Origin of the sequence: Amycolatopsis sp. VS8301801F10, from assembly GCF_046195355.1 — a bacterium.
Classification (GTDB): Bacteria; Actinomycetota; Actinomycetes; order Mycobacteriales; family Pseudonocardiaceae; genus Amycolatopsis.
Genome location: NZ_CP176065.1, coordinates 3,962,920 through 3,982,240, shown reverse-complemented (window position 1 = coordinate 3,982,240; position 19,321 = coordinate 3,962,920). Strand labels below are relative to the sequence as shown.

At 70.3% G+C, this 19,321-nt stretch carries 17 protein-coding genes and 2 tRNA genes; 10 read left to right on the top strand and 9 right to left on the bottom strand.

Annotation, left to right across the window (positions count from 1 at the left end):
- Positions 1 to 171: 171 nt before the first annotated feature.
- Positions 172 to 1,989 (bottom strand): NAD(P)-binding domain-containing protein, encoded by a 1,818-nt coding sequence (locus F9C11_RS18780; protein ID WP_409186165.1) that lies wholly within the window; start codon positions 1,987 to 1,989, stop codon positions 172 to 174.
- Positions 1,990 to 2,143: 154 nt separating this feature from the next.
- On the opposite strand from F9C11_RS18780, the gene F9C11_RS18775 reads away from it, so the two are divergent.
- The 4 genes from F9C11_RS18775 to F9C11_RS18760 all read left to right on the top strand — a co-directional run bounded on the left by F9C11_RS18775 (position 2,144) and on the right by F9C11_RS18760 (position 4,083).
- Positions 2,144 to 3,334 (top strand): transcriptional regulator, encoded by a 1,191-nt coding sequence (locus tag F9C11_RS18775; protein WP_409186164.1) that lies wholly within the window; start codon positions 2,144 to 2,146, stop codon positions 3,332 to 3,334.
- Between the two features lie 83 nt (positions 3,335 to 3,417).
- Positions 3,418 to 3,489, top strand: a tRNA-Val gene (locus tag F9C11_RS18770).
- 33 nt (positions 3,490 to 3,522) lie between these two features.
- Positions 3,523 to 3,597, top strand: a tRNA-Val gene (locus tag F9C11_RS18765).
- A 204-nt stretch (positions 3,598 to 3,801) separates the two neighbouring features.
- Entirely contained in the window at positions 3,802 to 4,083 is a 282-nt protein-coding gene (locus tag F9C11_RS18760) for a hypothetical protein (RefSeq protein WP_409186163.1), read from the top strand.
- Between the two features lie 34 nt (positions 4,084 to 4,117).
- Here F9C11_RS18760 and F9C11_RS18755 read toward each other — a convergent pair whose 3' ends face one another.
- From F9C11_RS18755 to F9C11_RS18735, 5 genes are read right to left on the bottom strand one after another with little or no spacing between them, the layout of a single operon-like run.
- Positions 4,118 to 4,648 (bottom strand): hypothetical protein, encoded by a 531-nt coding sequence (locus tag F9C11_RS18755; RefSeq protein WP_409186162.1) that lies wholly within the window; start codon positions 4,646 to 4,648, stop codon positions 4,118 to 4,120.
- A complete protein-coding gene (locus F9C11_RS18750) occupies positions 4,636 to 5,736 on the bottom strand; it encodes an RHS repeat domain-containing protein (protein WP_409186161.1) in 1,101 nt (366 codons plus the stop codon). Before F9C11_RS18750 ends, F9C11_RS18755 begins: the two co-directional genes overlap by 13 nt.
- Before the next feature lie 48 nt (positions 5,737 to 5,784).
- Entirely contained in the window at positions 5,785 to 8,910 is a 3,126-nt protein-coding gene (locus tag F9C11_RS18745) for a DUF6531 domain-containing protein (RefSeq protein WP_409186160.1), read from the bottom strand.
- Positions 8,907 to 9,239: a type VII secretion target gene (locus tag F9C11_RS18740; protein WP_409186159.1), complete on the bottom strand. Its 333-nt coding sequence runs from the start codon at positions 9,237 to 9,239 to the stop codon at positions 8,907 to 8,909. The genes F9C11_RS18745 and F9C11_RS18740 overlap by 4 nt, the downstream gene beginning before the upstream one ends.
- A 13-nt stretch (positions 9,240 to 9,252) precedes the next feature.
- Positions 9,253 to 9,789 (bottom strand): YbaB/EbfC family nucleoid-associated protein, encoded by a 537-nt coding sequence (locus F9C11_RS18735; protein ID WP_409186158.1) that lies wholly within the window; start codon positions 9,787 to 9,789, stop codon positions 9,253 to 9,255.
- A gap of 366 nt (positions 9,790 to 10,155) precedes the next feature.
- On the opposite strand from F9C11_RS18735, the gene F9C11_RS18730 reads away from it, so the two are divergent.
- A complete protein-coding gene (locus F9C11_RS18730) occupies positions 10,156 to 12,291 on the top strand; it encodes a phosphocholine-specific phospholipase C (RefSeq protein ID WP_409186157.1) in 2,136 nt (711 codons plus the stop codon).
- A 118-nt stretch (positions 12,292 to 12,409) separates the two neighbouring features.
- Here the strand turns inward: F9C11_RS18730 and F9C11_RS18725 are convergent, their stop codons facing one another.
- Positions 12,410 to 13,600, bottom strand: coding sequence for an acyl-CoA dehydrogenase family protein (locus F9C11_RS18725; protein ID WP_409186156.1), 1,191 nt, complete (start codon positions 13,598 to 13,600; stop codon positions 12,410 to 12,412).
- A complete protein-coding gene (locus tag F9C11_RS18720) occupies positions 13,597 to 14,721 on the bottom strand; it encodes a CaiB/BaiF CoA transferase family protein (protein WP_409186935.1) in 1,125 nt (374 codons plus the stop codon). The genes F9C11_RS18725 and F9C11_RS18720 overlap by 4 nt, the downstream gene beginning before the upstream one ends.
- A 106-nt stretch (positions 14,722 to 14,827) precedes the next feature.
- Between F9C11_RS18720 and F9C11_RS18715 the strand changes: the two genes are divergently transcribed.
- Positions 14,828 to 15,574, top strand: a complete 747-nt coding sequence (locus tag F9C11_RS18715) for an IclR family transcriptional regulator (RefSeq protein ID WP_409186155.1) — start codon at positions 14,828 to 14,830, stop codon at positions 15,572 to 15,574.
- A gap of 41 nt (positions 15,575 to 15,615) precedes the next feature.
- The gene (locus F9C11_RS18710; RefSeq protein WP_409186154.1) at positions 15,616 to 15,942 is read left to right on the top strand and encodes a hypothetical protein; all 327 of its coding nucleotides are present in this window, start codon (positions 15,616 to 15,618) and stop codon (positions 15,940 to 15,942) included.
- A gap of 6 nt (positions 15,943 to 15,948) precedes the next feature.
- On the opposite strand, the gene F9C11_RS18705 is transcribed toward F9C11_RS18710, so the two are convergent.
- Positions 15,949 to 16,356, bottom strand: coding sequence for a MarR family winged helix-turn-helix transcriptional regulator (locus F9C11_RS18705; protein WP_409186153.1), 408 nt, complete (start codon positions 16,354 to 16,356; stop codon positions 15,949 to 15,951).
- Positions 16,357 to 16,451: 95 nt separating this feature from the next.
- Here F9C11_RS18705 and F9C11_RS18700 point away from each other — a divergent pair, with 95 nt between their 5' ends.
- The 3 genes from F9C11_RS18700 to F9C11_RS18690 all read left to right on the top strand — a co-directional run bounded on the left by F9C11_RS18700 (position 16,452) and on the right by F9C11_RS18690 (position 19,300).
- A complete protein-coding gene (locus F9C11_RS18700) occupies positions 16,452 to 17,522 on the top strand; it encodes a substrate-binding domain-containing protein (protein ID WP_409186152.1) in 1,071 nt (356 codons plus the stop codon).
- Positions 17,523 to 17,610: 88 nt separating this feature from the next.
- Complete coding sequence (locus F9C11_RS18695; RefSeq protein WP_409186151.1) at positions 17,611 to 18,237, top strand: AmiS/UreI family transporter; 627 nt, start codon at positions 17,611 to 17,613, stop codon at positions 18,235 to 18,237.
- A gap of 25 nt (positions 18,238 to 18,262) precedes the next feature.
- Positions 18,263 to 19,300, top strand: coding sequence for an aliphatic amidase (locus tag F9C11_RS18690; protein ID WP_409186150.1), 1,038 nt, complete (start codon positions 18,263 to 18,265; stop codon positions 19,298 to 19,300).
- The last annotated feature ends 21 nt before the right edge of the window (positions 19,301 to 19,321 follow it).

Here is a 19,321-nt window from a genome sequence, read left to right as displayed (position 1 = left end):
AGGTGGACGGCGAGGAAGCCGAGCTGATCCGCGACGACCTTTTCGACCACAGGCGGATGGTAGCCCGTGAAGCGATCCGCGTCGCAGCGCTTCAGGCGGGCTCGCGACGACGGCCCGGCCGCGGCAAGGAAAAACCCGGCGACCGCAGCGAGGCGGCCACCGGGTTCCCGTTCAAGACAGGTGATGCACTTCCTGCAGCCCGTACACCGGCGTCTCAAGCCCCTCGAACCGCGCCTTCAGCTGCAACGCCAGATACAGCGAGTAATGCCGCGACTGGTGCAGATTCCCGCCGTGGAACCACAATCCCTCCTGCTGGGTGGGTTTCCACATGTTGCGCTGCTCGCCCTCCCACGGACCCGGGTCCTTCGTCGTTTCCGAGCCGAGGCCCCAGCATTTGCCGACCTTGTCCGCGGTCTCCTGCCCGACCAGGTCCGCGACCCAGCCGTTCATCGAGCCGTAGCCAGTCGCGTAGACGACCACGTCGGCTTCCAGTTCGGTGCCGTCGGCCAGCACCACCGAGTTCGCGGTCAGGTGGTCGACCTGGCCGTGCGCGAGCTTGATGCTGCCGTTGGCGACGAGTTCCGACGCGCCCACGTCGATGTAGTAGCCGGACCCGCGGCGCAGGTACTTCATGAACAGGCCGGAACCGTCGTCGCCCCAGTCGTGCTTGAAGCCGGCGGCCTCGAGCCGGGCGTAGAAGTCCGCGTCGCGCTCGCGGATCGCTTGGTACACCGGGATCTGGAACTGCGGCATGATCCGGTACGGGATCGACGCGAAGATCAGGTCGGCCTTCTCGGTGGTGACGCCCGCGGCCACCGCGCGCTCCGAGTACAGGTCTCCGAGGCCGAGGTCCATCAGCGAATCCGACTTCACGATGTGCGTGGAGGAACGCTGCACCATCGTCACGTCCGCGCCGTGTTCCCACAGCGCCGCGCAGATGTCGTGCGCCGAGTTGTTCGACCCGACGACGACCGCCTTCTTGCCCGCGTACGCGTCCGGTCCGGGGTGCTGCGACGAATGGTGCTGGTCGCCCTGGAATTTGTCCATGCCGGGGAACGACGGCAGATTCGGCTTGCCGGACATGCCGGTCGCGAACACCACGTGCCGCGGCGTGAGAACGACCTGCTCGCCGTCGCGGTCCACCGTGACGTGCCACTGCTTCGCGTCGTCGTCCCACACCGCCGAGGTGACCGTGGAACGCGTCCAGTACGGCACCTCCATCAGCCGCGTGTACATCTCGAGCCAGTCGGCGATCTTGTCCTTGGGCGCGAAAACCGGCCAGTTCTCCGGGAACGGCAGGTAGGGCAGGTGGTCGTACCAGACCGGGTCGTGCAGGCAGAGGTTCTTGTACCGCTTGCGCCACGAATCGCCGGGCCGGTCGTTGCGCTCCACCACCAGCGACGGCACGCCGAGCTGGCGCAGCCGGGCGCCGAGCGCGATCCCGCCCTGCCCGCCGCCGATCACGACGACGTAGGGCTGCTGGCCGTAGCCGAGCGTCTCCTGCTCCTCGGCCCGCTTCTCCGCCCACGACCGGCGGCCGCGCACCACGCCGTGCTCGACGCCCTTGGGCCGCCGTTCCCGTTGCGGCTCCTCGAAACCCTTCAGCTCGCGCAGGCTGGTGAGCAGCGTCCACGCGCCTTCGTCCTTCAGCCGCAGGTGCCCCTTCGCGCGTCCGACGGCGGTCTCGAACTCGATCCACGCCTCGGTGACGCCGTCGGCCTCGGTGGCCGGTTCGGTGGTGCGGAACCCGCTCGGGTCAGTCGTCTCCAGACAGCTGCCGAGAAGCCCGGCGACCCCGTCGCGGCCCTCGACGGTCTTGAGGTTCCAGGTGAACGAAACCAGGTCGCGCCAATAGGAATCGACCGCGAACAACCCCGCGGCGGCTTCGATGTCGCGGGCGGCCAGCGCGGCCTCGAACCGGCCCAGCCAGTCCTCGACCCGGGCCTGCGGCGTGCTCGCCTCCGCGATCCGGTCGACGGTCTGTGTCATCGCTACTCCTCGGACGTCGCTGTCGTGGGTGTAGCGCCGATCACACTCCCCGGCCGAGGCGCGCGGCAAGGGTTGCAGCGAGTTGCACGCGCCGAGGCATGACAACGTCGGCGCAGGTCACCTATGCTGGGCCGCTGACGCGACGGTGCGGGAGGTGACTGTGGTGGTGCACAGCGCGGTGCCTCCGGGCCGCAACCTGCCCACCTACGCCCGCGACCTCGTCCGCATGCACGAGGCGGTCATCGGCGGCAGCCGTCCCGCGGTGCCGCCGCGTCCGCTCGTCTCGCGTTCCTGGTCCCGCGTGCTGAGCCTCGGCCTGACCGCCGACGGGATGAACGCCCGCGATTCGGTGCCCGGCGACGAGGTCGAACGCCGCCGCCACGACTCCCCGCTGCGGCACGTCATCGAAGACCTCCGCCAGGTCGTCGGCGCGACCTCCGATTCGGCGCACATGCTCCTGGTAGTCACCGACGCCGACGGCATCATCCTGTGGCGCGAAGGCTCGTCCGCCGTCCGGCGCAAGGCGGACACGCTGGGTTTCGTCGAAGGCTCGGAATGGACCGAATCCCGCGTCGGCACCAACGCGATCGGCACCGCGCTGGCCGAGGCCGCGCCGATCGAACTGCTCGCCGGCGAACACTTCGAGCAGAACCAGCACCCGTGGTACTGCACCGCCTCGCCGATCCACGACCCGCGCACCGGCGAACTGCTCGGCGTCATCGACGTCAGCGGCCCCGCGCTGACCCTGCACCCGGCGATCGGCGCCCTCGTCGAAACCGGCAAGCGGCTGGCCGAATCGCAGCTGTGGCGCACCCACCGCCAGCGCCTCGAACGACTGCGCCAGATGGCTGAACCTGTGCTGTCGTCCGGACCCGCGCTGGTCGTGGACGAGGACGGCTGGGTCGCGCACAGCGTCGGCGTCTCCGCGGGCGAACGCATCGCCGCGCCCCAAGCCGGCCAGGTCGTCGCCGTCCCCGGCCTGGGAGCCTGCCTCCCCGAACCCATCGCCGACGGCTGGCTCGTCCGCCCCGCCGACACCGCCCGCACCGTCCGGCTCGACCTGGACCTCACGCCCGCCCCGCTGCTCAGCCTCCAAACAGGCGACACCGGCTGGCGCCGCCCGATCACCAGACGGCACGCGGAAATCCTGGTCCGCCTCGAAAAGGCCGGCCGCGACGGCCTGTCCGCGGTCGCGCTGAGCCACGCCCTCTACGGAGACGCCGAGCACCTGGTCACCGTCCGCGCCGAGGTTTCGCGCCTGCGCCGGCTCCTGGGCGCCATCGTCGACACCCGCCCCTACCGGCTGGCCGAAGGCGTGCGCATGACTGTCCACGCAGGACAGTGACCAGCGCAGTCCGGCAACCGGCCCCCCGGTGCGAGCGGCGCCGAGGCGTCCGCTAATGTTTACGACACGTTGCACGGCAGCAAGCGCGATTAGCTCAGCGGGAGAGCGCTTCCCTGACACGGAAGAGGTCACTGGTTCAATCCCAGTATCGCGCACTCCAGTCCCCCCAGACTGGTGCGTTGCACAACGGGCGATTAGCTCAGGGGGAGAGCGCTTCGTTCACACCGAAGAGGTCACTGGTTCGATCCCAGTATCGCCCACCAGCATGATTGTTCTCCGCGCCCGGCCCGTCGATGATCTTCACCGGCGGGCCGTTCGCGTTTCCGGCAGCGTCCGCGCTGTCAGCGAGACGACCCGTCTGCGCGGTATCCGCCATCGCTCCTTCCCTCTTCGTCGCGAGATGCCCCGTATCCGCTGATTTCATCGTCGATCCGCCGGGGAAGGCCGATCTGGACTTCCTCGACTGGATGCCGAGCCGCGGGCTGCTGCGCCGGGTCCTCGGGTTCGTCGCGGACGAGGTCGAGGACCCGGCGTTGGCCGCGAACCTGCGCGACTTCGTGGCCGGGGGTTACGCGTTCTTCTCGCTCGGCGTCTGCTCCGCGGAGCAAGCCGCGGAGATCATGAAGGTCATCCGGGAGAAGCTGCCGGCCGCGGCCGAAGAATGGTTCCCAGGCGACGAGACCGCCCGGGAGCACATCGCCGAACTCGTCGAGATGGTCGAGGAAGCCGAGGCCGCTCCCCCGGCGTGATCGAAACCGGGTCGGCAGACTCCCAGCCGGGGCTTCAGGTCGCGCGGTTCGCGGCGATGTTGCGGATCTTCTTCGTCCGACCGTGCTCGGCCAGCCATGCCAGCACCTCCCGCGAAGCGGAGAAGTCAGCCAGCCGCCGCTGCATCCAGTCGCTCGCCGACTCCAGGCCGGCGGCGTCCGGGACCCGGCCGTTTTCGGTCTCCAGCCACAGTTCCCAGTCCCGCGCCCGCTGCCGGACGAACTCCCGGTCCTTCGCCGGCGCGAGCCGGTCCGCCTCCGCGACGATCCCCTCCGCCAGCCGCCGGAACTCCGCCGGGTCGGCCGTCTCCCCCGCGACCTGGTCGACCAGCTCCACCACCGCCGTCTTGGCCGTCAGCGGTTGCGGATCCCGCGCCAGCACCGCCGCCAGCTCGCGGGGATCCGCCCCGCCCGCCGCGACGACCCGGCGGTAAGCGGCGGACCGGACGTGCTCGTCCGCGACCGCGGCGTCGACGTCCACGCCGGTCAGCCCGGCAGCGGCGAACAACGCGGTCAGATCGGCTCGCAACGTCGTCACTTCGTGCATCCCTTTGCGGCCCGCTTCCGCTCTTCCTCGGCCCTTTCCTCCGCCTGGTTCCGCTTGCCGAGCTTGCGGACGGCCTTCCGGACCTCCTTTTTGTATTCTCCCACCACGGCGCGCTGCCTGCCGGAAAGCTCCGGCTGGCCGTCGATCGGATGGCCGTTCGGCCCGATCCGGACCTCCCTGCCCCCGCCGCCGGTGACGTGCGCGTGCGCGGGCTTGTCGACGTCGTACTCGTGCACCACGATGCGCACGCCGTTCTTGCTGACGTCGAGCAGGGAAAGACCGAGCGGGTCGAGCCAGGTCAGCGGGTTCGGCACGTAGCTGTGCGGCCAGTAGCCGCCGGCGAGGCCGACCGGGTCGGCGCTGAAATACCGGGCGGTTTCCGGGTCGTAGTAGCGGAAATAGTTGTAGTTGAGCCCCGATTCGGGGTCGGCGTACTGGCCGGGGAACCGCAGCGGGGTCGTCGTCGTGCCGCCGTGCGCGATCGGCTTGCCCCACACCGTGTTCTGCCCGAACCACGCGACCCCGCCCTGCTCGTCCAGCAGTTCGGTCGGCGCGCCGACGAGATCGGTGACGATCGCGTAGAACCGCTCGTCGGCGCCCCCGCGCTCCACCTGGACGAGCGGCCGGTGCGAGGACGGGTCGTAGTCCCAGGTCAGCGACTGCCCGGCGGTGCTCTGCTCGGCGAGCGTCGTGCCGTCCCAGACGAACTCGACCCGCTCGGCGACCTGGCCGCCGACGTGCCGTTCCTTCGCGATCCGCCGGCCCAGCGCGTCGTAGCGGTAGCGCCACCCGGTCCCGTCCGGCGTGACCAGGCCGACGAGCTGGTCGTCCGCGTTCCAGTCGTACTGCCACACTTCGGCGCCGCGCTGCTTGCGCACCACCCGGCCTTGCGCGTCGTACTGGTAGCGCAGCGCGCCCGCGTCGTGCAGCAGAGTTCCGGTGCTGCGCCACACCTCGGCGCCTTCGCCGGCGAGGTTGCCCGATCCGTCGTAGGTGTACTGCTCCGACCAGCGCTCGCCGCGCACCCGCGTGACCCGGCCGAACCCGTCGAGGTCGAACTGGCGCGCGCCGTGGATCCGGTCGGTCATGGCGACGACGCTGCCGTCCGGGCGGTAGCGGAACGTCCGGTGCTGCACCTACCGCGCCGGGTCGCCGCCCCCGCCGAGCACGGCCTGCCCGACCAGGCGGTCGGTCTGGTCCCACGACTGCGCGAGCCGCACGCCGGACGGGGTCGTCCGGACGGTTTCCCGGCCCGCCGCGTCGTACCCGAAACTCAGCACCCGGCTGCCGTTGCGCAGCGCGACCGGCGACCCGGCGGCGTCGTACTCCCAGGTCGTCACGGTGCCGCTCGGGGTCCGTCGGCGCACGCAGCGGCCGAGTGCGTCGAATTCCGACTCGACCGTCCGGCCGTTCACCGTCTCGGCGCGCACGCGACCGAGCGCGTCTCTGGTCAGCTCGACGGTCGAATCCCGGTTCGCCGCGGACACGAGCCGGCCCGCGCGGTCGTAGGCGAAGCGCTGGCTGTCCGTCGGGGACTGGGCCGCCACGATGTTGCCGCGGGCGTCGCGCTGGTAAGTGACGCTTTGCCCGGCCCCGTTGGTTTTCCCGGCGAGCCGGCCGGCCGCGTCCCGCGCATAGGTCGTCACGCGTCCGTTGAAATCCGTTTCGCGGACGAGGAAACCGGCCGCGTCGTACTCGTAGCGCCAGACCGCGCCCTGTGCGTTGGTGACCGAGGTCAGGTTCAGCTCGGTGTCGTAGCCGAACTCGATCCGTCCGCCGTCCGCGCCGGTCTGCGCGACTGGCAGGTCGAAATGGGTCGTGGCGACCGACAGCTGCGGGACCCCGTCCACCGAGTACTCGGCGAAGTTGCCCTCCGGGTCGTGCCGCCAGCGCTCGACCGTCCCGTCCGCGCGAATCCGGGCCAGCGGCTTTCCCTCCACCGTCCACGACGTCCGCACGGTGTGGCCCAGCGGATCCGTTTCCGCGGTGATCCGGCCGAACTCGTCCCGGGCGATCCGCGTGGTCCGGCCGAGCGGGTCGGTCAGCGCCACCGGCAGGCCGCGGGCGTCGGTCTCGATGCGCCGGACATTGCCGAGCGCGTCGGTTTCGGCGCGCAGGTGGCCGAATTCGGCGTACTCGTACCGGGTGACCGCGCCCGCCGGATCGGTTTCCTCGACGATATTCCCGCGTTCGTCGCGCCGGTATGTCCACTGTGCACCGTCGGCGTCGACCACCGCGACCGGCAGGCCGTGCTCGTCGCAGACCGTGCTGGTGACGCTGCCGTCCGGATGGATCGTCCGGACGGGTTCGTCGGTCAGGCCGTATTCGTGCCGCGTGGTGTGCCCCAGCGGATCGGTTTCCGCGGTGACCCGGCCGAAGCGGTCTCGCTCGAACAGGGTGGTCGCGCCGAGCGGGTCGGTCTGGCGCACCAGCTGCCAGGCGGAGTCGAACTGGAAAACGCTGACCGCGCCGAGCGAATCGCGGTAGGTCGTGACCCGGTTGCCGGGGTCGTAGCCGATCGTGCAGGCGAGCGCGCCGCCGCTGCCGTCGGTCCGCACGACCCGGCTCGCCTCGTCGTAGTGGTAGGTGTACCAATGCCCGTTGCGGTCGGTCCACGTGGTGACCCGGCCCGCCCGGTCGTACTCGAACCGCAGGGCCCGGCCGGAGGAATTGCCGACCGCCGACAGCCTTCCCTGGGCGTCGTACTCGTAGCTGGCCAGCGGAATGTCGCCGCCGGACGCGCGGGCCAGGCGCAGTGCCACGACGCGGCCGGCCACCGTTTCGACCGCGATGCGGCAGCCGCCGGAATGCTCGAGCGAAGCCGGGAAGCCGTCCGGATCCCGGACGATCGTGACGGTGTTCCCGTTGCGGTCGGCGATCGCGGACAGCAGAACCCGGTGCGGAGCCCCGTTTTCCGGCGCGGCGCGGAAATGCCGGACCAGTCCGTCGGCCGGGCTGGTGACGGTGAACTCGCTGGCCGACAGCGCGCGCAACGGCCAGCGGACGCCGTGCGAGGGAACGACCGGCGAACCGTCCTCGGCGGGCAGCGGGTAGGTCAGCGTGACGCCGTCCTCGCCGACATAGCAGACGCCTTCCGCGTCCAGCTCGACTCTCTGGTCCATTGTGGACGCCCAGGACGAGCCGAAGGAGCGGCCGAGCCGGTAGCTCGACACGTGCGTCCGGCGCAGCACCAGCGGCAGCACGCCGGGCAGTTCGACATCCGTCTGGGACATCAGCATTTCGCCGGTGGCGAGGTCGACCGGGTCGCCGCCGGTGCACTTCCCGTCGTTGGGCCGCCCGTCCTTCGCCGGATCGGTGCTTTCGCGGGCGTGGGGTTCGCCGGGCTTCCCCGGGGAATCGTGCGGGCTGCCGCCTCCGGGTTCCGCTCCGCTGGGCGCGGTTCCCTCGTCCGGCGCGTGCGCTCCGTCGCCGTGCGACGGCTTGCCCGCCGGGGTGTGCGGCTCGTCCGCGGACGAGACATGGGTCGCGTCGCCGCCTTCGCGCGGCTTGCCGTGGAGGTCGGACAGCACCTTCTTGATCGACGCGAAGATCTCTTCGAGCTTCGACATCATCGGCCGCAGCTTCTCGACCGAGTTGATCAGCTTCTTGATCAGCGCACCGATCTTCTCGATCCACGCCGACACCTGCTCGACCACCTGCGCCACCACGACCGGCGTGCCGAGCCCGAGGGAGAAGACCTCCTCCAGCGCGTCCTGGATGAAGTCGCCGACCGCCTGGGTGATCATGTCGCGGACGAGGCAGCGCACCGCGGCGGTGACCACGCCGACGACCTCGACCACCGTGCCGATCGTGTTCGCGCACGTCGCGGCGGCGTTGATGTGGTCGATCTTCTTCTTCAGATTCTCGCGGTAGGCGTCCGCGCCGCCGCCCAGCCAGTTCGCGGTGTCCTTCTGCACCGTCTCGGCCAGGTCCTTCGCCGCCTGCTGCGTCGCGGCCCCGACGTTCTTCCACGTCTGCGAGTACGCCGCGATCTGGTCGCCGTCGCCGGCCAGCTGGTTCAGCGCGTCCTGCAACGGTTTGACGTGCTCGATCAGCCAGTTCAGCCCGTAGGAGATCAGCGTGCCGACCGGGTTCATCGCGATGGTGAGCATGTCCAGGCCCGCGCCGAGCCCGGCGATCCCGCCCTCGATCCACGAACCGGACTGCACGCCGTCGTACACGCCCGCGGCGTCGTCGAGAACGCTGATCCCGGAATGCCAGGTCGTCGAATCCTGCCGCTGCGCCACCAGCGGATTGCTCATGAAAGCTTCTCCCCCAGCTTGCCGATGGCCCGCGCGTGGTTCTGCTCCGCGGTCTGATAGGTCGTGACCGCCGTGGTCACCGCGCCGGACACCTCGCCCATCGCCTCGGCGGCAAGCCCGAGCGTGGCGAGGCCGGGAGCGCTCACCGCCAGCACGATCGGCACGAACAGCGGGCCGCAGATCATGCCGTAGGCCTGCACGCCCATCGTCACCTGTTCGGCCGCGGACAACGCCTGCCCCAGCGTCTTGCCGACCTGTTCGACCGCCTTCGCGTGCGCGGCCAGTTCGTCCGGATGGACCTGGTAGCCGCCGGAACCGCCGTCCGCCATCGCCTTCCCCCGCTCATCCCCTGGTCATGAACGACTGGCCGAAATCGTCGTCGCCCTCGCCGGGATCGGCCGCCGGACGGCGGGCCGGGCGAGGCTCCGGCGCGCCGGCTTCCTCTTCGAGCGCGCCGAGCCGCACCTGGTTCCCCGGGTCCGCGGATTCCGGTTCGTCCGGTTCGGGTTCCGGGAACTTGGCCCGGTAATTGCCGACGATCGTGTCCACCGTCGCCGGATCGTCGCCGATCGTGGCGGCCATGACCTCGCCCAGCCGTTCCGGAAGCCGGGACTGCGCGCGGCGCAGCGTGCCGAGCACCGCGGCGGCGATCCGGTCGCCGGACAGTTCCCGGATCCGGTCGGAGACGCGCAGGTCGGTGACGTTGCCCGCCGAACCGACCGTGACGGTGACCAGGCCGTCCTTGCCGGTCTCGGTCACCGAGACCCGCCCGGCGGCGGCCTGCATCGCCTGGTACCGCTCGGCTTTCGCCTTCGTCTGCGCGACCATCTGGTCGATCCGCGCGGCGGGGCCCGGCCCGTTCGGCGACGGATCGCTCATCGTGTGCTCCTTCTTCCGTCCGTGCCGCGCGGAACCCCCATGCTCCGGGCCGTCCGCCAGGAAAGCACATTCCGGCCCGCGCAGTCGAAGTGCTTATGCGGCAAGAAGGAACAATGACTTTTTTGTCCGGAAACTGTTTTCCGTCCGCCCCCGGCGCTGTCGCGGAGGGCGCCGGGAGCGTCACCGGACCCGGGCCGCCGAGATCTCCGGACACCCCGCCCGGACCGCGGCGAGCCGCCCCGGACGGAGTATTCACCCGCGCGCCAGATCCGGGACACTCGGCTCGTCCATGCTCTTCCCGGGCGAGCGGCGGCCGGTAAATCCGGGCGACCGCTGTCTCGCCGCGAACACATGGAGGACGCGAACATGGCGGGTACGAGTCGCCGGAACTTTCTCGGCTTGGCGGGCGCTTCGCTGGCCGGCGCCGCGGCCGGAGGGCTGCTGCCCGGTTCCATCGGCAAGGCGCTCGCGGTCGAACCGGCCCGCCGGTCGGGGACCATCGAGGACGTCGAGCACGTGGTCGTGCTCATGCAGGAGAACCGGTCCTTCGACCACTACTTCGGCACCATGCGCGGCGTGCGCGGCTACGGCGACCCCCGGCCGCACCTGCTGCCCAACGGGCGGCCGGTGTTCTACCAGCCGCCGGCCAAGGTGCGCACCGCCGGCTACAACGGCCGCGGCCTGCCCGACGACGCCGAGTACGTGCTGCCGTTCCCGCTCGACGCGCTGCGCACCAGCGAGCACATCGCCGGCACCCACCACGGCTGGGGCAGCGGCGAACCGCTGTGGAACGGCGGGCGCTACGACGGCTGGGTGAACGAAAAGCAGGACGTGTTCACCATGACCTACCAGCAGCGCTCCGAGCTGCCGTACCACTACGCGCTCGCGGAAGCGTTCACCATCTGCGACGCCTACCACTGCTCCGTCCCCGCCGACACCGCGCCGAACCGGATCCTGCTGTGGTCCGGCACGATCGACACGCAGAACCGCCTCGGCAGCAAGAAGAACGGCCCCGGGCTGTGGGAGCGGCCGGACACCAACGGCTACAGCTGGACGACCTACCCCGAACGGCTGCAGCGGGCCGGCGTGAGCTGGAAGCTCTACCAGGGCGGCAGCGGCATCCCCGGCGAGCCCACGGACAACTACACCGACAACAGCCTCGAGTTCTTCGCGAAGTACCACCCGAAGGAAGGCGCGTCCGGTCCGCTGGTCGAGCAGGGCGTTTCGACGCACACGCTCAAGGAGTTCCGCGCCGACGTGCAGTCCGGGAAGCTGCCGCAGGTCACCTGGATCGTCCCGCCGTACAAGTACAGCGAGCACGCGGCCGCGTCCGCCAGCGACGGCGCGTACTACCTGAACCTCGTCCTCGACGCGCTCGTGTCGAACCCCGAGGTGTGGAGCAAGACCGTCTTCTTCATCAACTACGACGAGAACGACGGCCTGTTCGACCACGTCGTCCCGCCGATGCCGCCGCTGGTCAACCGGCCCGGCACGGACGGGCTGGTCTCGCGCTCGCTCGCGGCCAGCCTCCCCGACGAGACCCTCGACTTCGACAAGCTCCCGAAGGGCACCGGCGGCGCGCCGACCGGCGTTTCGCTGACCGGCAAGCACCCCGCCGGACTCGGTTCGCGGGTGCCGATGCTCGTCGTGTCGCCGTGGTCGCGCGGCGGCTGGGTCTGCTCGGAGACCTTCGACCACACCTCGGTGCTGCGCTTCCTGGAAGCCCGGTTCGGCGTGGCGGAGCCGAACATCAGCGCGTGGCGCCGTTCTGTCTGCGGCGACCTCACCTCGGCGTTCGACTTCTCCCGCCCGCAGACCACGCCGGTCGCGACCCCGACGCCCGCCCCGCTGCCGAGCAAGAACCAGCCGTTCTCGGTGAAGCTGCCGCAGACGATGCCGAAGCAGGAGCCGGGCGTCCGCCCCGCGCGGGCGCTGCCGTACCGGTTCACCACCGCGCTCGCCGGAAAGCGCGACGGCCGCTCGGTTTCGGTGCAGTTCACCAACGACGGCACCGCGGGCGCGTACTTCTACGTCTACGCGCACGGCGATTCGCCCCGCCGCTACACGGTCGCCGCGCACGACAGCATCAGCGACACCTGGGAAGGCGCGCCGGGCACCGACGAGCACGGCAACTACGACCTGCGCGTCACCGGCGCGAACGGCTACCTCGCGCAGTTCACCGGCACCACCGCGGACACGGCCGAGCCCGAGGTTTCGGTGTCCACGAACAACTACGGCGCCCCGCTGCTGACGCTGACCGTCACGAACCCGGGCCGCCAGCGCCGGAAACTCAAGCTGCGCAACGACTACAGCCGCAGTGCCGCCCGGACGATCGTGCTCGGCCCCGGCGAAACCCGGCGCGTGCCGTGCGAAACGGCGTCCTCGTTCGGCTGGTTCGACATCTCGCTGACCGACCCCGCCGCACCGGGCTACCTGCGCCGGTTCGCCGGGCACAACGAGACCGGCCGGCCCAGCTTCAGCGACCCCGGACCGCGGCGGTAACCCCAGCGTGACCGCCCCGGCCGCAGGTTTCCGGCCGGGGCGTTCGCACGTCGGGCTGAAGTCCGGCGCATGAAGCGCGCATCGGCGGCCGCCGGGCTCGGGATGCCGGCCGGAACCCTCAGCGGAAAGCGGACTGCCCGGTGATCGCCTGACCCACCACCAGCGTGTGCATCTCGACCGTTCCCTCGTAGGTGAGCACCGATTCGAGGTTGTTCATGTGCCGGATCACCGGGTATTCCAGCGAAATCCCGTTCGCGCCGAGGATCGTGCGCGCGGTGCGGCAGATCTCGATCGCCTCGCGGACGTTGTTGAGCTTGCCCAGGCTGACCTGTTCCGGCCGCAGCACCCCGGCGTCCTTGCGCCGTCCCAAGTGGATCGCGAGCAGCAACGCCTTGGTGTACTCGAGCGTCATGTCGACAAGTTTCTGCTGCGTCAGCTGGAACGCGGCGATCGGCTTGCCGAACTGCGTGCGGTCCTCGGCGTAGGACATCGCCGCCTGCAAACAGGACCGCGCCGCGCCGACCGAACCCCACACGATGCCGAAGCGGGCTTCGTTGAGGCAGCTCAACGGTCCCTTCAGCCCGGTGACCTCCGGCAGCACCGCGTCCGCGGGCAGCCGCACGCCGTCGAGAACGAGTTCGCTCGTCACCGAAGCGCGCAGCGACAGCTTGTGCTTGATCTCCGGAGCCGAGAAGCCCGGCGTGTCGGTGGGCACCACGAAACCGCGCACGCCCTTGTCGGTCTGCGCCCACACCACGGCGACGTCGGCGACGCTTCCGTTGGTAATCCACATCTTCCGGCCGTCGAGGACCCAGTCGTCGCCGTCGCGCCGCGCGCGGGTGCGCATGCTCGCCGGGTCCGAACCCGCGTCCGGTTCGGTCAGCCCGAAGCAGCCGATCGCCTCGCCCGCCGCCATGGACGGCAGCCACTGCTGCTTCTGCTCCTCCGAACCCCACTTCCAGATCGCGAACATCGCGAGCGATCCCTGCACCGAAACCAGCGACCGGATGCCCGAGTCGGTCGCCTCCAGCTCCAGGCAGGCCAGGCCGTACTCGGTCGCCGACATCCCGGCGCAGCCGTAGCCCTCCAGGTGCATGCCGAGCACCCCGAGCGAACCGAGGTCCTTGGCCAGGCCGCGGACGTCGGGCAGCTCGCCGCGCTCGAACCAGTCGCCGACGTACGGGTCGATCCGCTCCGCGCAGACCCGGCGGACCGCGGCCGCGATCGCCTTTTCGTCCTCGGTGAACAGGTCGCCGAGCCCGGCGGGGTCGCGCGGATCCAGCGGCGGCAGGGACTTCGTGGCGCTCATTTCTTCTCCTCTGCGAGCCAGCGGCGAATCTCGTCGCTGTGCTGCCCCAGCCGGGGCGGGGCGGTGTAGCGGGCGACCGGCGTCTCCGAATAGCCGATCGGATGGCGGACCTGGGGCGGCGCGTCGTCGCCGACCGGCACCGTGGGGTCGAGACCGAGCGATTCCGCGAGCTTGAACCCGTCCGCGAGATCGCCGACCGGACCGGCCGGCACGCCGACCTCGGTCAGCCGGGCGGCCCATGCCTCGACGGTGTCGGTGCCGAGCTGCTGTTCAAGAGCGGCGCGCAGTTCCGGACGGTTGCGCACGCGTTCGGCATTCGTGGCGAACCGCTCGTCGCCGGCCAGCTCCGGAACGCCCAGCACCTCGGCGAGCCGGCGGAACTGCCCGTCGTTGCCGCAGGCCAACGCGAGCACGTCGTCCTTGCAGCGCAACGTTTCGTACGGCGCGATCGACGGATGCGAGTTGCCCATCCGGCGCGGCGCGCGTCCGGTGGTGAGATACGAAGACGCCTGGTTGGCCATCGAACCGAGCAAACTGGACAGCAGATTCACCTCGACCCGCTGCCCCCGCCCGGTTTTCTCGCGGGCCCGCAACGCGGCGAGAATGCCGATGGCGGCGTCCTTCGCGGCGAGCACGTCGACGAGCGCGACGCCGGCTTTCGTCGGTTCGTCGGTGCCGGTGACGCTCATCAGGCCGCCCATCGCCTGCACGAGGAAGTCGTAGCCGGGCAGGTCCGCGTCGCCGCCGAAGCCGGAAACCGAGCAGTACACGATCCCGGGATTACCCACGCGGACCGATTCGTAGTCGAGCCCGCGCCGCCGCAGCGCGCCGGACCGGAAGTTCTCCACGAGCACGTCGGCGCGCTGAGCGAGTTCGCGCGCCAGCACCAGGTCGTCCGGATCGCCGAGGTCGAGCACCACGGACTTCTTGGACCGGTTGGCGCATTCGAAGTACGAGCTGGAGTGCGCGGTCCACGGCGGGCCCCAGCCGCGGGTGTCGTCCCCGGAGCCGGGCCGCTCCACCTTGATCACCGTCGCCCCGAGGTCGGCCAGGTTCACGCACGCCAGCGGACCGGCCAGCACCCGGCTGAAATCCGCGACGACGACACCGTCCAGTGGCATGCTCACGAGCGCACCTCCTCGCTACGCATACTGGCATCAAACTACGTATTTACGCAACCTGCAGGTCCGGGTAGAGTTCGCGACCACCCGAGGAGAGAAAGCACCGATGCCGACGCACCCCACGCCGGACGGCCGCCCGAGGCCGCACCACCGGATGATCGACCGGGTGTCGACCATCCTGGAGCGGGCCGCGCGCTCCCGCGGCGGGGTCACGCTCACCGAATTCGCCCGCGAACTCGACGCGCCGATGAGCTCGATCCAGGGCCTGGTCAACGGCCTGGTCGCCACCGGATACCTCGACGAGCACGACCGCCGCTACTCCCTCGGCCCGGCCCCGTTCCTGCTCGCCCGGCTGGCCGGCCGCCCCACCGTCACCACGGTGTCGCACGAGGATCTCGAAGCGCTGCACGAGGAAACCGGGATGACCGCGGTGCTGGCGATCATGGTCGGCAGCGACCTCTATTACGTCGACTACGCCTCGCACGACCCGCGTTACGCCTACCTCGCCGAAGGTTTCGTGCGCCGCTCGCCGATCCGCACGTCGACCGGCTGGATCCTGCTGGCCGCCCGGGAAAACCGCGACCTGTGGCCGCAGATCGGCGCGCTGCCGCCGGCGGACGCGGAACTGGTCGAGCGGTTCGTGCAGGACCTGACCCGGATCCGCGCCGAAGGCCTGGTAGCCGCGCCGAGCGCCTCGACCGAGGCGGACGGCGTGTCGGTCGCCGTCGTGGAAGACGGCCGGACCGTCGCCGCGGTCGGGATCATGGGCAGCCACACCGAAGTGGCCGAACGCAAGGACGAGCTGATCGAGGTGCTGACCCGGCACCGGCGCGAATGGGAGAAGCGGCCCTAGCCGCAGGGAATTCCGGGGGCGCCGTTCGGGGTTCGCACCGGATGTCTTCAGGCCCGAACCAGGCAAGGCTGGAGGCATGGCGCACCCGCTTGCCCGGCGGCTGCCTCTACGTCGTCGGCAACGCAGCCGGACTGCTCGCGCTGCGAGGCCGGACGTGGACGTTCTGGGTCGTCGTGGCGGTCAACGGCAGGCAAGCCGCCGGGGTCTTCGTCATCCCGCCCGCGGTCTTCGACGCGTCCGTCACCCTCCACGGACCGGCGGGAATCCCCCGGTCCCTGCTCATCGACGGCGGAGCGGTCCTGCTCGCCGCGGTCTTGCTCGGCAGCCTCGCCGTCTTCCGCACGCCCTGGGCGCAACGCCGGGGCTGACCCGCCTTACTCGACCTCGACGTCCGAAAGCTTCGCCAGCACCCCGCCGTCCGGGTCCAGCTCGCGTTCCACCTCGGCCAGCCGCACGGTCGCCCGCTGATGCGCGCTGCGTCCGCGCGGCGCGAGATACACCCGGACGCGGCGCCGGTCCTCCACGTCCACCTCGCGATACGCCGCCGCGGTGGTGACCAGCCGGTCGACCACCCGGGTCAGCGTCGGCCCGGTGACCAGCGTGCGGCCGGCCAGTTCGGTCATCGTGAGGCCGTCGCCCGCGGCGAGCGCGTCCAGGACCAGCCAGCCGTCGAGGCTCAGCCCCTCTTCCTTGAGCAGCGGCTCGATCCGCAGGGTGACCGCGCGTGCGGTGCGGGTGAGCGCGCGGATGAACGACGCCTCGGCCGCCTGTGCCTGCCTCATCCGACTGCCCTCGTTCCCGCCCTTGCGCAAATGCCTTCGCATTGTAAGACTTTCAAATGGAAGCAAGTCAACCGGCAAAGAAGCCCGGAGCCGGCATGGGACTCGGAGTCGCCAGCCGCGCGAGCGCGTTGCGCGTCGCGCTGGTCGTCCCGCTGCAGGGACCGGCGGGCCTTTTCGGGCCCTCGTGCGAGGCGATCAGCGAACTCGCGGTCCGGGAACTCAACGACGCGGGCGGAATCCTCGGCCGCGAAGTGACGCTGGAAGTCGTCGACGGCGGCGCTCCCCCGGCCCAGGTCGCCGCCGCCGTGCGCCGCTTGGTCGACGCGGGCGAGATCGACGCGGTCACCGGCTGGCACATCTCCTCGGTCCGCAACGCACTCGCGCCGGTCCTCGCCGACCGCGTGCCCTATGTGTACACGTCGCTCTACGAAGGCGGCGAAAGTCGTTCCGGCATCTACTGTTCCGGGGAAATCCCGCGCGTGCAGATCCAGCCCGCGCTGCGGTGGCTGCGCGACAACTGCGGCGCGCGCACCTGGTTCGTGGCAGGCGACGATTACGTGTGGCCGCGCGGTTCCGCGGACGCGATCCGGCGCTACGCAAGGGAACTCGACCTCCAGATCGCCGGCGAAGCCTTCGTCGGGCTGGGCTCGGGCGACATGGCGCGGCTCGTCCGGCGCGTCGAAACCTCGGCGTGCGACGGCGTTCTGATGCTGTTCGTCGGACAGGACGCGGTCCGGTTCAACCGCCAGTTCGCCGCGCGCGGCCTCCACGAGCAGATGCTGCGCTTCAGCCCGCTGATGGAAGAAAACATGCTCCTGGCCAGCGGAGCCGAGGCGACCCGAAACCTGTTCGCGTCCGCCGCGTACTTCCGTTCGCTGGTCACCGCGGACGCGATGGACCTGCTCGGCCGCTACGTCCGCCTGCACGGCCCGGCCGCGCCGCCGCTCAACAACGCGGCCGAATCCTGTTACGAGGGCTTGCATACGCTCGCCGAACTCGCCCGCCGCGCCGGCGCCCCGGACCTGCGCGCGTTCAACGCGGCCATCGACGGCGTCGCCTACGACGGACCGCGCGGCACCGTCGAATTCCACGGCCAGCAAGCCGCCCAGCACGTGCACCTCGCCGCCGCGCGCGGCTGCGACTTCGACCCGATCACCCGGCTCTGACCCGTCCCGTTCCGGTCTTGACGGCATCGCCGCGCCCATTTATTTTCACTTGACAGTATTTCATCTGGTACCAACTGGGGAGCGTGCGATGAACAACGTCGGCCTGCTCTACGTCGGGGCGGTACTGCTGGTCAACGGGCTGATGCTGCTCGGGCGCGTGCCCGCGCGGTCGGCCGCCGCGCTGAACCTGTTCGTGGGCGGGCTGCAGTGCGTGACGCCGACGGTGCTGATCGTCCAGGCGCACGGGGATTCCGAAGCGATCCTCGGCGCGTCCGGGCTGTTCCTGTTCGGCTTCACCTACCTGTACGTCGGGATCGCGAACCTCGCCGGGCTCGAGCCCGAGGGCATCGGCTGGTTTTCGCTGTTCGTCGCGGGCGCCGCGCTCGTGTACGCCGGTTTGGCGTTCTGGCGGCAGGACGATCCGGTGTTCGGCGTCATCTGGCTTTCCTGGGCTCTGCTGTGGGGCCTGTTCTTCCTCGTGCTCGGGCTCGGCCGCGAGGGGCTGACCCGGTTCACCGGCTGGACGACCGTCCTGCTGAGCCAGCCGACCTGCACGCTGCCCGCGTTCCTCGCGCTCACCGGCGGCTACCGCTCCACCGCGACCACCGCGCTCATCGCCGCCGCGGCCGCGGTCCTGCTCGTCGCTCTCGCCGCGGTGCTCGGTTTCCGCGGCCAGCCCCGCTCCGTCCCCGACCGCGCCGCGGCCGCGGCCTGACCCTCCCACCAGAAGGAGAAATCCCATGCGACACGGTGACATTTCCTCGAGCCCGGACACGGTCGGCGTCGCGGTCGTGAACTACAAGATGCCGCGGCTGCATTCGAAGGCCGAGGTGCTGGAGAACGCGCGCAAGATCGCCGACATGGTGGTCGGCATGAAGGGCGGCCTGCCCGGAATGGACCTCGTCGTGTTCCCCGAATACTCGACGCAGGGAATCATGTACGACGAGCAGGAAATGTACGAAACCGCGGCGACCGTCCCCGGCGAGGAAACCGCGATCTTCTCCGCCGCCTGCCGCGAAGCCGACACCTGGGGCGTTTTCTCGATCACCGGCGAACAGCACGAGGACCACCCGGACAAACCGCCGTACAACACCCTGGTGCTCATCGACAACCACGGCGAGATCGTGCAGAAGTACCGGAAAATCCTGCCGTGGTGCCCGATCGAGGGCTGGTACCCGGGCGACCAGACGTACGTCACGGACGGCCCGAAGGGGCTCAAGATCTCGCTGATCATCTGCGACGACGGCAATTACCCGGAAATCTGGCGGGATTGCGCGATGAAGGGCGCCGAGCTGATCGTCCGCTGCCAGGGCTACATGTACCCGGCGAAGGACCAGCAGGTATTGATGGCGAAAGCCATGGCGTGGGCCAACAACTGTTACGTGGCGGTCGCCAACGCGGCCGGATTCGACGGCGTGTACTCGTATTTCGGCCACTCGGCGATCATCGGTTTCGACGGCCGGACGCTCGGCGAAACCGGCGAGGAAGAGTACGGAATCCAGTTCGCCCAGCTGTCGCTTTCGGCGATCCGGGACGCCCGCGAGTACGACCAGTCGCAGAACCACCTGTTCAAACTGCTGCACCGGGGCTACTCGGGCGTGCACGCGGCCGGCGACGGCGACAAGGGCGTGGCGGACTGCCCGTTCGAGTTCTATCGCACGTGGGTCACCGACGCGCAGAAGGCCCAGGAAAACGTCGAGGCCATCACGCGCGGCACGATCGGCGTCGCCGAATGCCCGGTCGGCCAGCTGCCCGCGGAAAAGACCAAACAGGCCTGATTCCGCGCTGGCTGCCGGTTT

Excerpts from the sequence above, each read along its gene's own strand:
- F9C11_RS18780 (WP_409186165.1), bottom strand. The coding sequence starts at position 1,989 with ATGACACAGACCGTCGACCGGATCGCGGAGGCGAGCACGCCGCAGGCC.
- F9C11_RS18760 (WP_409186163.1), top strand. The coding sequence starts at position 3,802 with ATGCCGAGCCGCGGGCTGCTGCGCCGGGTCCTCGGGTTCGTCGCGGAC.
- F9C11_RS18755 (WP_409186162.1), bottom strand. The coding sequence starts at position 4,648 with ATGCACGAAGTGACGACGTTGCGAGCCGATCTGACCGCGTTGTTCGCC.
- F9C11_RS18750 (WP_409186161.1), bottom strand. The coding sequence starts at position 5,736 with ATGACCGACCGGATCCACGGCGCGCGCCAGTTCGACCTCGACGGGTTC.
- F9C11_RS18745 (WP_409186160.1), bottom strand. The coding sequence starts at position 8,910 with ATGAGCAATCCGCTGGTGGCGCAGCGGCAGGATTCGACGACCTGGCAT.
- F9C11_RS18740 (WP_409186159.1), bottom strand. The coding sequence starts at position 9,239 with ATGGCGGACGGCGGTTCCGGCGGCTACCAGGTCCATCCGGACGAACTG.
- F9C11_RS18735 (WP_409186158.1), bottom strand. The coding sequence starts at position 9,789 with ATGAGCGATCCGTCGCCGAACGGGCCGGGCCCCGCCGCGCGGATCGAC.
- F9C11_RS18730 (WP_409186157.1), top strand. The coding sequence starts at position 10,156 with ATGGCGGGTACGAGTCGCCGGAACTTTCTCGGCTTGGCGGGCGCTTCG.
- F9C11_RS18725 (WP_409186156.1), bottom strand. The coding sequence starts at position 13,600 with ATGAGCGCCACGAAGTCCCTGCCGCCGCTGGATCCGCGCGACCCCGCC.
- F9C11_RS18720 (WP_409186935.1), bottom strand. The coding sequence starts at position 14,721 with ATGCCACTGGACGGTGTCGTCGTCGCGGATTTCAGCCGGGTGCTGGCC.
- F9C11_RS18715 (WP_409186155.1), top strand. The coding sequence starts at position 14,828 with ATGCCGACGCACCCCACGCCGGACGGCCGCCCGAGGCCGCACCACCGG.
- F9C11_RS18710 (WP_409186154.1), top strand. The coding sequence starts at position 15,616 with ATGTCTTCAGGCCCGAACCAGGCAAGGCTGGAGGCATGGCGCACCCGC.
- F9C11_RS18705 (WP_409186153.1), bottom strand. The coding sequence starts at position 16,356 with ATGAGGCAGGCACAGGCGGCCGAGGCGTCGTTCATCCGCGCGCTCACC.
- F9C11_RS18700 (WP_409186152.1), top strand. The coding sequence starts at position 16,452 with ATGGGACTCGGAGTCGCCAGCCGCGCGAGCGCGTTGCGCGTCGCGCTG.
- F9C11_RS18695 (WP_409186151.1), top strand. The coding sequence starts at position 17,611 with ATGAACAACGTCGGCCTGCTCTACGTCGGGGCGGTACTGCTGGTCAAC.
- F9C11_RS18690 (WP_409186150.1), top strand. The coding sequence starts at position 18,263 with ATGCGACACGGTGACATTTCCTCGAGCCCGGACACGGTCGGCGTCGCG.